Below are 12161 nucleotides of genomic sequence, written 5' to 3' on the forward strand. Positions count from 1 at the left end.
CCCTGTCGCGCCGCGCGTTCACAGCACCACCGGCACTTCGGTCGCGGGCGGCGTATTGCGGCTGCGCCGGCAACGGATCAGACCATCGATCATCACCATCCCCACACCCGGAATATCGCCGAGCTGCACGCTTTCGAGCAGCGTGTCGGCGGCCGTATGCTGCGCGCGGTCCATGAACACGAGATCGGCGGGACGGCCCACCTCGATCAGCCCCTGGCGCAGGTGGCGCTGCCGCGCGGTATTGCCGGTCGCAAAGCAGAACGCGATTTCGGCGGGGACGTCGGCGAGGCTCGAGATCAGCGCGATCATGCGCAGAATGCCGAGCGGTTGCACGCCGGAGCCGGCCGGGCTATCGGTGCCGAGAATGATCCGATGCGGGCATTTCAGTTCGATCGCGTGGCGCGCGGTCAGCAACGCGATCCGCTCGTTGCCGTTGTGGACGATTTCGAGCGCGCGGCTCGACTGCTCGCACAGATCGCACACGTGCCGGTACGACAGCGACGTATGGCCGCCGTTGACGTGGCCGATCACATCGGCATCGGCGGCGAGCACCACGTCCCGATCGATCAGGCCGGAGCCCGGAATCGACGGACCACCCGTGTGAATCGTGCTCTGGATACCGTACTTGCGCGCCCACGCGACCATCTGTTGCGCTTCCTCGCCGCCCTTCACGCTGCCGAGGCCGACTTCGCCGAGCAGCTTCACACCGGCTTCGGACAGCTCCTTGAAGTCCTGCTCGACCATGCCCTTCTCGATCACCGGCGCGCCCGCCAGCACCTTGACGCCGCCACCGACGCCGGCCGCGCGCATGCCGTCGAACGAGCGCTGCGCGGTGATCGCGAGCGCCTTCACGCCGAGCACGTCTTTCGGACGGCCAGGCAAATGCACTTCGCCGGCCGAGATCATCGTCGTCACGCCGCCGTTCAGATTCGACTCGATCCAGCCGAGCTGATTCTGGCGCGGCGTCCAGTCGCCGAACACCGGATGCACGTGCGAGTCGATCAGGCCCGGCGCGACCGTCGTGCCCTTGCAGTCGACCGTCGTGCGCGCGCCTTCGAGATCGCAGTCTTTCTCGCGGCCGAGCGCGACGATCGCGCCGTCGTCGATCACCAGCGTGTCCGCGTCGAGAATCGGCTGATCGATATCGCCCGACAGCAGCAGCCCGATGTTCGTTACCGCGACCTTGCCCGACAAGCCTGTCAACGTCTCTGCCGCCATCTGCCTCTCCTTTCGCCGACACTACCCGATGAATTCACACGCTCAGATAAGCGCGCCTCACTGTTTCGTTCCGTGCGAGTTCGCCGATCGTCCCGCTGAAACGGATCTGCCCTTTCTCGAGCACATACGCGCGGTCGCTGACCAGCTCGGCGAAGTGCAGATTCTGTTCGGATAACAGAATGGATAGCCCTTCGCGTTTCAGTTCGAGAATCATGTTCGCCATCTGCTCGACGATCACCGGCGCCACGCCTTCGGACGGTTCGTCGAGCAGCACCAGATACGGATTGCCCATTAGCGTGCGCGACACGGTCAGCATCTGCTGCTCGCCGCCGCTCATCTGGCCGCCGGGGCGCTTCGGCATTTCGCCGAGATTCGGAAACAGGTGGAACAGCTTGTCGGGCGTCCATTGCGGCGCGCCTGCGCGCGGCGGCTGGCGGCCCGTGTCGAGGTTTTCCATCACCGTCAGGTCCGCGAACACGCGGCGGTCCTCGGGCACGAAACCGACGCCCATGCGCGCGATCTTGTACGGCGCGAGCGCGCTGATGTTCTGGCCGCGAAACGTCACTTCGCCGTGGCGGCGCGGCAGCAGTCCCATCACCGCTTTCATCGTCGTCGATTTGCCGGCGCCGTTGCGGCCCATCAGCGCGACCACCTCGCCGCGGCCGACTTCGAGGCCGACGTCGAACAGGATGTGGGCGCGACCGTAGAACGCATTGAGGCCGGAGACTTTCAGCATCGGTTCGCTCATTGCAATGCTCCACGATCCCGCGCGCTGCCTGACGCGTCTTGCAGTGGCGCGTGCGGCCGGAACGTCTTGCCGGTGCCGAAATAGACCTCCTGCACGCGCGCGTCGTTGCGGATCGTGTCGGCGTCGCCTTCGGCGATCAGCTTGCCGCGCGCGAGTACGATCATCCGGTCGGCGTACGCGAATACGACGTCCATGCTGTGTTCGGTGAACAGCACGCCGATCTCGTGTTCGGTCACCAGACGCCTGGTCAACGCCATCAATTCGTTGCGCTCCTTCGGCGCCATGCCGGCGGTCGGTTCGTCCATCAACAGCAGCTTTGGCCGGTTCGCGAGCGCGATCGCAAGCTCGACGCGCTTCACGTCGCCATACGCGAGCACGCCGCACGCGCGCTTCGCGTGCGCGCCCATGCCGACCTGTTCGAGCAGCGCGAACGCTTCGTCGGCATGGTGCGAGCCCGCTGGCTTCCAGAGGCCGAAGGTCTTTTTCTCGCGCGACACCAGCGCCATTTGCACGTTTTCGAGCACCGTCATCGAGCTGAACGTCGCGGCGATCTGGAACGTGCGGCCGACGCCGCGCCGCCAGATATCGCGCGGCCGCATGCCGACGAGTTCGTGACCGTCGAGCAGAATCGAACCCGACGACGGCTGCAACTGGCCGTTGACCATGTTGAAACAAGTCGATTTGCCCGCGCCGTTGGGGCCGAGCAGCGCCAGCAGTTGACCCGCCTCGAGATCGAATGAAACGTTATCGACCGCCTTCAGTCCTCCGAACGATCTCGACAGACCGCTTACGCGCAGCAGGCTCATAGCCCCTCCTTGACCGCGGCGGCCCGTTGCGACGGCGACGCGGCGCCGCCGTTGGTCTTGTCGGCCTGATCGCCGTTCGCGTCGCCGAAACGCTCGCGAATGAAGCCGACGATACCCTGTGGAAACGCGATCACCAGCAGCAGGATCGCGAGGCCGAGCAGCGCCTGCCAGTAGTCGGTCTGGCGCGCGACCGTGTCCTGCAGCCACGTAAACACGGCCGCGCCGACGATCGGCCCGCTCAACGTCTGCAAGCCGCCGAGCAGCACCATCACGAGGCCATCGACCGAGCGGCTCACGCTGATCACTTCGGGCGAGATGTTGCCCTTCGAAAACGCGTACAGCGATCCGGCGAGTCCGCAGAACAACGCCGCGATCACGAACGACGCCCACTGAACCCGCTTCACGTCGATGCCGATCGCCTCGGCGCGTAGCGCGGAATCGCGCGACGCGCGCATCGCATAGCCGAGCGGCGAGAACAGCATGCGGCGCAGCAGCCACACGCCGAGCACGGCGCACGCGAGCGTCAGGTAGTAGAACGCGACCGGCGAAGACAGCCAGTTCGACGGCCATAGACCGAGAATGCCGTTGCTGCCGCCCGTCACGTCGTCCCACTGGAACACGACCGACCAGACGATCTGCGCGAACGCGAGCGTCAGCATCGCCAGATAGACACCAGACAGTCGCACGCAGAACCAGCCGAACACGAGCGCGCCCGCCACCGCGAGCAGTGGCCCGAGCAGCAACGCGGCTTCCATCGGCAGATTCAGCACCTTCAGAAACAGCGCCGCGCCGTAAGCGCCAAGTCCAAAGTACGCGGCATGGCCGAACGAATGCAGGCCGCCCGGACCCATGATGAAATGCAGACTCGCCGCGAACAGCACCGCGATCAGGATTTCAACCAGCAGCACCGGCATATACGGAAACGCGTTGGCCGCGAGCGGCGCCAGAACCAGCACCAGCAACACGAAGGCGGCCAGCCCCTTCAGACGCCTGCCCGCCGGACGCAATGGCGTTTCCGGCGTACCCATCGCGCGCACCGCGGCGCTCGCGCGGCCGAGCAAACCCCAAGGCCGCACCACCAGCACGACCGCCATCACGACGAATTCGGCCACCAGCGTGAAGCGGCTCAGCGATAAACCGATGCCGAAGATCGTCACGTGCCCGATACCGATGCACAGCGCCTTGATCTCGGCGATCAGCAGCGCCGCGACGAATGCGCCCGGAATCGAACCCATGCCACCGACCACGACGACCACGAACGCATTGCCGATCGTCTCGAGGTCGAGCGACAGGTTCGCCGACATGCGCGGCCCTTGCAGCGCGCCGCCGAGTCCCGCGAGAAACGCGCCGACGAAGAACACGCCGGTAAACAGCCACGCCTGATTGATGCCGAGCGCGCCGAGCATCTCGCGATCCTGCGTCGCGGCGCGCACGAGCGTGCCCCAACGCGTGCGCGTCAACGCGTACCACAGCAGCAGCAAGACGACCGGACCGATCACGATCAGCGCGATGTCGTACGTGGGCAGCGGATGGCCGAGAAAGTCGACCGCGCCCGCGAGATGCGGCGCGCGCGGGCCGAACAGATCCTCCGGGCCCCAAAGCCATAGCGCGGCGTCGCGAAAGATCAGCACGAGCGCAAACGTGGCGAGCAGATGGAATAACTCCGGCGCCTGATAGATCCGCCGCAACACGACGATTTCGACGAGCGCGCCCAACACCGCGACCGCGAGCGCGGCGGCGAGCACCGACAGCCAGAAGCCGCCCGCCGTGTGGCCAAAGCGGCTCGCGATGCTATACGCGACGTAAATGCCGAACATATAGAACGAGCCGTGCGCAAAGTTGACGATGCGCGTCACGCCGAAGATCAACGACAAACCGGCGGCGACCAGAAACAGCGTCGACGCGTCGGCGAGTCCATTGACCAGTTGTACCAGCAGATTCGAAAGCATCGCGACCCTCGTCGGCTCGCCGAACGGCGCGCGCGCAACATGCGCAGCGGCCCGATCGGCGGACGTTGCAGCGCGGGCGGCACCATGCGCGCCCGCGTCAACGGCAGGACACTACCAGCGAAACAACCCGCAAAACAAGCGACGGCAAACAGGCGGCCGAAAAAAACGATCGCTCAGCGCAGGCCGTCCTCGCCTTTGATCTCGTTCGCCTGCAAGCCGCCGATGCGCGGCAGCGGCCGGCCCGACGCGGTCACCGCGACCGCCACGACGATTTCGTTCGCGCGCGGCGCATCGGCCACGCGCGCCTCGATCGCGTCGAAATGGCTGCGCACGTAGGCGGCGTCCTTGTGGCCGAGCGGCACGTCGATCGCGGTGCCCAGGGTGCCGATCTTCTTCGCCGACGGCACCAGCGCCGCGCCCTTTTCGACCGCCGCGCGCAGCGGCGCGCCGAGCTTCGGATGCAGGATCGCGGCCGCATGTTCGAGTTCGCCCGCCTCGCCGACGATTGCCGCCTTGCCGTAGCTTTGCGCCGCCCCGGGCGCGATGCCCAACGCCTCGACGCAGCGCTTGCCGAGCAGCGCGCCGAGTTCCTCGCCAGCTTCGATCAGCGCGTCGAGCTTCGCCTCATAGCGGCCCGCATACGGATTATCGATCACCGCGATCGCGACCGCGCGGCGCGCGGGCGGCTCGACGGTCTGGCCCATTTCGATGCGTGTTTCGTCGACCTGCACGATCAGCTTGCGAAGCCTGATTGCCATTTGCGCTCTCCGAGTTTCGTTGCCTTGCAGTATGGTTGCCGCGCGCCGCTTCAGCGCAAGCCATCCTTGCCGACGATCGCCTCTTTCGCGAGGCCGCCCACCCGCGCATGCACGCGCTGCCCCGTGCTCATCACGAGGATGTAGACGATCTCGTCGGCGGCGGGCGCGCCGGGCACGCGTACTTCGATCGCATCGAAGTGGCTGCGCACGTAGCTCGCGTTGACATGCGTGAGCGGCACGTCGAGCGCGGTGGACGGCGCGCCGACCTTCTTCGTCGACGGCACGATCGCGTGGGTCGGCACGCCGTGCTTTTCGAGCAGCTCGCGCATCGCGTAGCCGCCGGGCACATGCCATAGCGCGCCGTGCTCGAGTTCCCCGCGCGCGCCGACGATCGCGCCCTTCCCATAGCTTTCGATCGACGCATGCGGCACCGCCATCGCCGTCAGCAGCCGTTGCGCCATCTCGAAGCCGATCGGCTTCAGCGCTTCCATCGCATGTTCGATTTTCGGCTCGTAGCGGCCCGCGAACGGATTCGTCATCACCGCGGCGATCGCGCCTCGTTTGAGCGGCTGCGCGGGCGCGGGGCCGAACTCGTGAAAGATGGCTTCGACGTGCGTCAGCACGCGGCGTATTTCGAACACGGAGCCTCCGTTGTCAGTGAAACGCGCGTGGCGGACAACGCGCGTGAATCGTCGATGCCGGTGACCCGCGCCCGTCCTTGCAGGAACAGCGCGGCGCCTTCGATCAAACCCTGGCCGCGCAACCGCTTCGCGACATCGACGCCGCGCGCGAGCGCGAAATCGATCAGCGGCTGCGGCAGACGCGGCACGTCGACGGTCACCAGCAGATCGCCGAGATCGCTATCGTCCTTCAGCGACGACGCCGGACGCCGCACGATTCCCGCATGGTCGAGATCGACCGCGTTCGCGATCATCGTCGCGGCGGCGTCGGCGCTCGCGGCATCGCGCGCGAGCACGGTCACGCTGTCGGCGATGCCGAGACTGAAGCTGCGGCCGCGCCAGCCGCTCGTCGCGACGCCGCGAATCGGCTGCCGAGCGTCGAGCGTCAGATGCGCGTCGAGCGCGGGGTCGTGCGCGAAACGCGTGCCCGAAATTTGCGCGAGGTCCGCCAACACGCCCACCCGATACTGCTGCCCCGCCGCCAGGTGCAGCGCGATGTCGCCGCCGTTGTTGATGAACGCACGCGCGATGCCGTCGCGCGCGAACGCGGCGATCAGTTCGTCGGCGACGCTGCCCGCGACTGCGGCCATCGGCGTGATGAAGCTCGAACGATGCGGATGACACGCATGCCACATACGCGTCGCGACCGGCCCTCGAAGCGGGCAATCATGTCGTGCCGCCACAGCCTGCACTGGTTGCCGAAGCACGTTCAATTCGCGGACCAGCTCTTCCAGCACAGGACTGAAGCGCTCCCAGCATGCGTCATATGCGGCACGCACCGCGTCGGGCTCGCCGTCGGCGCCGAGGATCAGGTCGATCGGCCCGTGCTGCCAATGCCAGCGGTGTTCGTCGAGGCGGGTTCGGGTGGGGGTCATCGTGTGATTTTTTGGTCAGGGTGCTTAACCGGGCATTGCAGGCGGCCACGGATTGTCCGGATCGCGAGCCAGCGTCCGCCGCGCGAGCGGCGCGCCTTCCGTATGCGTCGGCCCGCTCGCGAGCACGCTCTGCAACGAGCGCACCGCCTCGACGTGGCCGCCGAGATCGCGGTACGTGTCGTAGGTCATCGTGAATTCGATCGGCGCGACGAGCGCCGGTGTCGGCACCGTGCCGAACGAGCGGTCCGGCATGCGCGTCACATCGACCATCACGGTGATGCCGCCGCCCGGCCACACATAAGCCGGCGCGCCGCCGCACGTGACGTTGACGAGCTTGCGCTTGATCGCGCGCGTGAGCAGCACCGGATTCTCGGTCGCGCCGGCGCGCAGACTGCCGCCCGCGCCGCCGAGAAACAGTACCGTCGCGAGCGACGGCTCGCAGTTCTCGCCGATCCGCTCGACCGTGCGGCGCACCGCGTCGGGCATCGGCGCGATGCGCGGCACGAGCTGTGCGTCGAGTTCGTACCATTGCGCGTGTTCGCCGGTCGTCGAGACCATCAGCACGCGCATGCCCGGCTTCGCGACCGACGGATCGAATCCTTCGACGATCGCGAGCGGGTCCTGAATGTCGGTGCCCCCCCAACCGGTGCCAGGATTGGCAACCTGGAAATAGCGGCCCGGCGTCGATTTGCGGCCGCGTATCTTGAGTCCCGAGCGCGTCATGCCGAGGCAGCGGCCCGCCTGGTGCTCGGTCAGCACGCCCGTAATGTGATCGTCGACGACCACCACCTCATCGACGTGGCCGAACCATTGCTTCGCGAAGATACCGATCGTCGCGGAGCCGCAGCCGACGCGCATGCGCTGCTCCTCGACACCGTCGACGATCGGCGCGACGCCGGCGCGAATCACGAGACTCGCGCCGCCGTCGATACCAAGCTCGACCGCCTCCTTGTTGCCGAGCGCGAGCATCATGTCGCAGGTCACGCGGCCTTCTTTCTTGCTGCCGCCGGTCAGATGATGGACGCCGCCGAGGCTCAGCATCTGCGAGCCGTATTCGGCCGTGCTCACGTGACCGACGATCTCGCCGTCGCAGCGCACGTTGGCCTGTTCGGGGCCGAGAAAGCGGTCGGTGTCGATCTTCACCTTGAAGCTGCAATAGCTGAAGATGCCTTCGGTGACGACGGTGACCATGTCGACGTCGTCGAGCTTCGACGCGACGATGAACGGCGCGGGCTTGTAGTCGGGATAGGTCGAGGAGGCACCGACGCCGGTGACGAAGAGGGCGGGTTCGGTGGTGCCTGGGTCCGCGGCGGGGGCTGTGCCGAATTCGATCGCCGCATTTGCCGGATCGGCGTCGGCATCGTTCGCACGCGACAGAAACACCACCGGATCGACGCGAATCAACCGCCCATCCGCATTCGCATAACGGTCGCACGCGCCGGTGCGCCCTTCCGAGATCTGGCACAGCACCGGACACGCATTGCATTCGATCTTGTTCGAGGCCATGCGCTCGCTGCGCGGCGCCGACTTTGCGAGCACGGTCGGCCCCGGCGTCGACGCGGTATCGCGATCGACACTCTCTGCACCGAAATCGACCTTCGTATGTTCTGTCATCGTGGGGTTCCCTACGACATCACAGGCGCGACATGGCTGGCGGTGCTGCGTGGTGCGCGAATCGTCCCGGTTTCAGGGCATTTCCGCGTGGGCCGCCCATTTTCATGTTGCGGTCACTCACCGTTCATGTAGTATCTTCTACACCAAACTCGATTGAAATCTACTCGATCAAAATCGACTGTGCAACGTGTTTTCCGTCACGCGGGATCATGGTGCAATGCGGCATCGGCGTGCTGAGTCTGTGCGCCCGCCGTTCAAACCTACGCTGACAAAGAGATCCGAGACCGTCATGAGCCCCACCGCCGCCCGCAAGCCGGGCGCCATCGGTATCCGCGCGAAACAGGCGCAGGACACGCGCGCCAAGATCCTGAAGGCGGCCATCAGGGTGTTCGCGAAGCAGGGTTATGCGAGCGGCCGCATCGAAAGTATTTCGAAGGCCGCGCGTTCGCACGACCGGATGATCTATTACTACTTCGGCAGCAAGGAGCAGCTGTTCATCGAAGTGCTGGAGACGATCTACACGCAGTTCAACGAAGCGGAAAGCAAACTCGATCTCGATCTGCGCGATCCGGTGCATGGCCTCGAACAGATGGTCGAGTTCGTCTGGCAGTACTACCTCGATCACCCGGAGTTCGTGACACTGCTGTCGAGCGAAAATCTGCACCAGGGCAAGCATGCGAAAAAATCGCAGAAGCTCAAGGAGATTTCGGGCTACGCGATTTCGGTCGTGCAGAGGCTATTGGAGGCGGGCCGCGCGCAGCACGTGTTTCGCGCCGATATCGCGGCGCGCGACGTGTATCTGATGATCGCGTCGCTCGGCTATTTCTATAACGCCAATCAGTACACGCTCGGCGCGTTTCTCGGCGAGTCGCTGATGGACGAGGCGGCGCTCGTGCATTGGCGCGAGGTGATCAAGGAGACGGTGTTGCGCGCGGTGTGCGTGCAGGCGCCGGTGAGCGTTGTAGCGACTACTACCGCATAAAAAATATCGACGCGCGCCGAATCCGCGAATGCCGTGCGGATTCCTTCGATACCAGTCCTGAACGGCGCGCATTCCTTCACAACGGTAACAGGCGCTTTCGTTTTGCGGCTTTCGTATGCTGCGGTTTTCGTGGCTTGAGGCTTCACTTCGCCGACCTTCGTAACGTCCGGCTTTTGCACATCTGCGTTTTGAACGTTCGTCGCGGCTGCATCTTCGCGTTCTTTTTTGTTGCTTTGATTCGCATTCTTTACATTGTGTTGCGCCGGCAATCGTTGCGGCGTGGTTTTGTTTTCCCCACGAATCGGCCCCATACTCATATTAGCCGTGATCTTTCGCGATCAATTGCACTTGCCTCTGTCGGCTCGATACGGGGATGCAGATCAAACTGACGTATATCTTAAAAATTGTGTGCAGCCAGATGATCTGGTGTAATCGTTGGTTCGTACAACCAATGAGGAAAAAAACAATGGTGTGGATTTACAAACATGCGAGCGGCGAGCTGTATCACGATGACAAATTCATTACCGATGACGGATATGCAGGCAAGGGCGTACACAAAAATAAACACGGTAGCCAGTATGTCCGCGACCTGGGACCGATCCCCGTCGGTCTGTATGAAATTACGGCACCGTTTCCGCACCCTAAAACTGGACCGTTCTCGATGCGGCTCAACCCTGTTGCGGGAACGAGTTTGGGCGGGCGCGACGGCTTCATGATCCACGGCGACAGCAAGACTGACCCCGGCAACGCATCAAATGGATGTATCGTTCTGCACTTGCCATACCGCAAGCAAATCTGGAACAGTGGCGACAGAATGCTTAGGGTGGTACATCCATGAAACGCACTCTTGTAGTCCTGCTGCTATCCCTTCCCGCGTTATGCCTCGCGGAATCTAAACCAGAACCCCAATGCGATAGGTGGCCGACCAACATAGCCGAGGGGAGACTAAAAAAGGCTGGCATGCTTGGCAATATCGACTATACGAAAACCCAAGCCGTGCAACTGGCGTCCGAGAAAATAGGAAAAGATGAGGATGGCGAACAGTTGTGGCGTGAGGTCTATCACATCACCTTCCACGAAAAAAACGGAAACAAGGTCAAGGTGATTGCTGTGAACGACGCTGGCGAATTCGAATGCTCGATGAGTGCCGTAGAGGTTTTTGTCGTTTCGAAGCATTTGCTGTCAAGAGTCGAGGCTGACAGAATGTTCAAGCAGATAGAGTGAGATCCTTTGAATCCATGAAACACGCTTTTGCAGTCCTGCTGCTATCCCTTCCCGCGCTATGCCTGGCGGAACCCGGACCATACCCGCCATGCGGCGACCGGTTTCCGGCCTATGTGGCCCAGATGGCGCTAAGAAAAACTGACATCCTCTCCCTGGATTTCGATGCTACGAAAACAAGGGCCGTGCGACTGGCGTCCGAGAAGATCGGTAAATATGAGGATGGCGAACCAATGTGGCGCGGGGTCTATCAGATTACCTTTGAGGAGCGAAACGGAAATAAGATCAAGCTGATTGCTGTGTACGAAATAGGCGAACTGGAGTGTACGATTAGTGACGAGCAGTTTCTTATCGTTTCGAAACAGTTGCAGCGTGGCGGCGGGGACACTCGGTACAGGCATATCGAGTGAACCGCGCCAGTTCAGACCCGGACCCGCATCGCGCGGGTCTTTTTTTGCCTGCGAGCGGCGCGTCATAAGGCCCCTGCCTCGCTCTGTTTCAGTCATTACACCCCTTGCCCGCGCGGCCTGTATGTCTGGTTCGGGTCTATCTGTAGGCTTCCACGAGATAGTCGCCAAGGCGGGCAATCGATCCGATACCGCTTCCGGCGCGAAAGCCCGTTGCGGGCCGCATGTAACCATCGCCCTCCCAGTCTTCGCACGCGTCGAGTACGGCCTGCTGCGTGGCGCGGAAGTGTCTGGCCGCCTCCCGCACGGTCGGATGCGAACGGATGGTTGGAGCTGATGGAGCCGGTACAGCCGGACTTGACGCAGCGGCTGCTGACGATCTTCTCGGTATCACCAGCGACGGGGATGCGACCATACGGAAACTGACCGCGTTGCAGGACTACGCACGTGAAGCGCAGCGGGTGTGCGGCATCGATGGCAGCCGGAAATATTGAGAAAGGAGTCGCCCGTGCGTCGTTATCCTCAGCTCTGCCCGTCAATTTTAAAAAATGGAGGTATGCGTGGGCGCTCTTTCCATATGGCACTGGCTGGTGTTTGTTCTTGTCGTCGTCATCGCGGAGATTATCCCGCTATGGCTGATCCTGAAGAAGGCGGGATATGCGGGCGCCTGGTCGCTGCTCACCTTCATTCCGGTGGTGAACGTCATTCTGCTGTGGTTCATTGCCCTGGCCCGCTGGCCTGCATTGAACGCAAGGCAGTCCTGACCTGTCGCGGCCGGTCGGAATGGACGAACTGAAATGGCCGGCCGCTACCGCAACCCTTCCTACCGCCAGTACCTCAATGCGCTGCTCGACACCCGGCCTTTATCGCCGCGCTGCGCGATGCGCAGGGCCAGTTACGTGT

At 63.7% G+C, this 12161-nt stretch carries 13 protein-coding genes; 5 read left to right on the plus strand and 8 right to left on the minus strand.

The genetic code is table 11. The features are described from left to right. Window positions 1-18 precede the first annotated feature (18 nt). The 8 genes from OKW30_RS35280 to OKW30_RS35315 form a co-directional block, all read right to left on the minus strand. Window positions 19-1218: an amidohydrolase family protein gene (locus tag OKW30_RS35280; RefSeq protein ID WP_429348903.1), complete on the minus strand. Its 1200-nt coding sequence runs from the start codon at window positions 1216-1218 to the stop codon at window positions 19-21. 34 nt (window positions 1219-1252) lie between these two features. Continuing rightward, complete coding sequence (locus OKW30_RS35285; RefSeq protein ID WP_184063199.1) at window positions 1253-1966, minus strand: ABC transporter ATP-binding protein; 714 nt, start codon at window positions 1964-1966, stop codon at window positions 1253-1255. Beyond that, window positions 1963-2772: an ABC transporter ATP-binding protein gene (locus OKW30_RS35290; protein ID WP_429348904.1), complete on the minus strand. Its 810-nt coding sequence runs from the start codon at window positions 2770-2772 to the stop codon at window positions 1963-1965. Before OKW30_RS35290 ends, OKW30_RS35285 begins: the two co-directional genes overlap by 4 nt. After that, window positions 2769-4721: an ABC transporter permease gene (locus tag OKW30_RS35295; protein ID WP_184063202.1), complete on the minus strand. Its 1953-nt coding sequence runs from the start codon at window positions 4719-4721 to the stop codon at window positions 2769-2771. The genes OKW30_RS35290 and OKW30_RS35295 overlap by 4 nt, the downstream gene beginning before the upstream one ends. 173 nt (window positions 4722-4894) lie before the next feature. Then, window positions 4895-5479 carry an amino acid synthesis family protein gene (locus OKW30_RS35300; RefSeq protein ID WP_429348905.1) on the minus strand — a complete coding sequence of 195 codons (585 nt, stop codon included), beginning with the start codon at window positions 5477-5479 and terminating at the stop codon, window positions 4895-4897. Between the two features lie 50 nt (window positions 5480-5529). Further along, window positions 5530-6120, minus strand: coding sequence for an amino acid synthesis family protein (locus tag OKW30_RS35305; protein ID WP_429348906.1), 591 nt, complete (start codon window positions 6118-6120; stop codon window positions 5530-5532). Continuing rightward, entirely contained in the window at window positions 6096-7034 is a 939-nt protein-coding gene (locus tag OKW30_RS35310; RefSeq protein WP_429348907.1) for a UPF0280 family protein, read from the minus strand. Before OKW30_RS35310 ends, OKW30_RS35305 begins: the two co-directional genes overlap by 25 nt. A gap of 24 nt (window positions 7035-7058) precedes the next feature. Beyond that, window positions 7059-8648, minus strand: a complete 1590-nt coding sequence (locus tag OKW30_RS35315; RefSeq protein WP_429348908.1) for a 6-hydroxynicotinate reductase — start codon at window positions 8646-8648, stop codon at window positions 7059-7061. A gap of 289 nt (window positions 8649-8937) precedes the next feature. Here OKW30_RS35315 and OKW30_RS35320 point away from each other — a divergent pair, with 289 nt between their 5' ends. From OKW30_RS35320 to OKW30_RS35340, 5 genes are all read left to right on the plus strand, one after another. Further along, window positions 8938-9630, plus strand: a complete 693-nt coding sequence (locus OKW30_RS35320; protein ID WP_429348909.1) for a TetR family transcriptional regulator — start codon at window positions 8938-8940, stop codon at window positions 9628-9630. Window positions 9631-10003: 373 nt separating this feature from the next. Next, entirely contained in the window at window positions 10004-10468 is a 465-nt protein-coding gene (locus OKW30_RS35325) for a tlde1 domain-containing protein (RefSeq protein ID WP_429348910.1), read from the plus strand. Then, window positions 10465-10854 (plus strand): hypothetical protein, encoded by a 390-nt coding sequence (locus OKW30_RS35330; protein WP_429291633.1) that lies wholly within the window; start codon window positions 10465-10467, stop codon window positions 10852-10854. Before OKW30_RS35325 ends, OKW30_RS35330 begins: the two co-directional genes overlap by 4 nt. Before the next feature lie 14 nt (window positions 10855-10868). Further along, on the plus strand, window positions 10869-11261 hold the full coding sequence (locus tag OKW30_RS35335) for a hypothetical protein (RefSeq protein WP_184063218.1): 393 nt from the start codon (window positions 10869-10871) through the stop codon (window positions 11259-11261). Between the two features lie 557 nt (window positions 11262-11818). Further along, a complete protein-coding gene (locus OKW30_RS35340; RefSeq protein WP_429348911.1) occupies window positions 11819-12022 on the plus strand; it encodes a hypothetical protein in 204 nt (67 codons plus the stop codon). The last annotated feature ends 139 nt before the right edge of the window (window positions 12023-12161 follow it).

The organism is Paraburkholderia sp. Clong3 (assembly GCF_050436485.1).
GTDB lineage: Bacteria > Pseudomonadota > Gammaproteobacteria > Burkholderiales > Burkholderiaceae > Paraburkholderia > Paraburkholderia tuberum.

Excerpts from the sequence above, each read along its gene's own strand:
- OKW30_RS35280 (WP_429348903.1), bottom strand. The coding sequence starts at position 1,218 with ATGGCGGCAGAGACGTTGACAGGCTTGTCGGGCAAGGTCGCGGTAACG.
- OKW30_RS35285 (WP_184063199.1), bottom strand. The coding sequence starts at position 1,966 with ATGAGCGAACCGATGCTGAAAGTCTCCGGCCTCAATGCGTTCTACGGT.
- OKW30_RS35290 (WP_429348904.1), bottom strand. The coding sequence starts at position 2,772 with ATGAGCCTGCTGCGCGTAAGCGGTCTGTCGAGATCGTTCGGAGGACTG.
- OKW30_RS35295 (WP_184063202.1), bottom strand. The coding sequence starts at position 4,721 with ATGCTTTCGAATCTGCTGGTACAACTGGTCAATGGACTCGCCGACGCG.
- OKW30_RS35300 (WP_429348905.1), bottom strand. The coding sequence starts at position 5,479 with ATGGCAATCAGGCTTCGCAAGCTGATCGTGCAGGTCGACGAAACACGC.
- OKW30_RS35310 (WP_429348907.1), bottom strand. The coding sequence starts at position 7,034 with ATGACCCCCACCCGAACCCGCCTCGACGAACACCGCTGGCATTGGCAG.
- OKW30_RS35315 (WP_429348908.1), bottom strand. The coding sequence starts at position 8,648 with ATGACAGAACATACGAAGGTCGATTTCGGTGCAGAGAGTGTCGATCGC.
- OKW30_RS35320 (WP_429348909.1), top strand. The coding sequence starts at position 8,938 with ATGAGCCCCACCGCCGCCCGCAAGCCGGGCGCCATCGGTATCCGCGCG.
- OKW30_RS35325 (WP_429348910.1), top strand. The coding sequence starts at position 10,004 with ATGCAGATCAAACTGACGTATATCTTAAAAATTGTGTGCAGCCAGATG.
- OKW30_RS35330 (WP_429291633.1), top strand. The coding sequence starts at position 10,465 with ATGAAACGCACTCTTGTAGTCCTGCTGCTATCCCTTCCCGCGTTATGC.
- OKW30_RS35335 (WP_184063218.1), top strand. The coding sequence starts at position 10,869 with ATGAAACACGCTTTTGCAGTCCTGCTGCTATCCCTTCCCGCGCTATGC.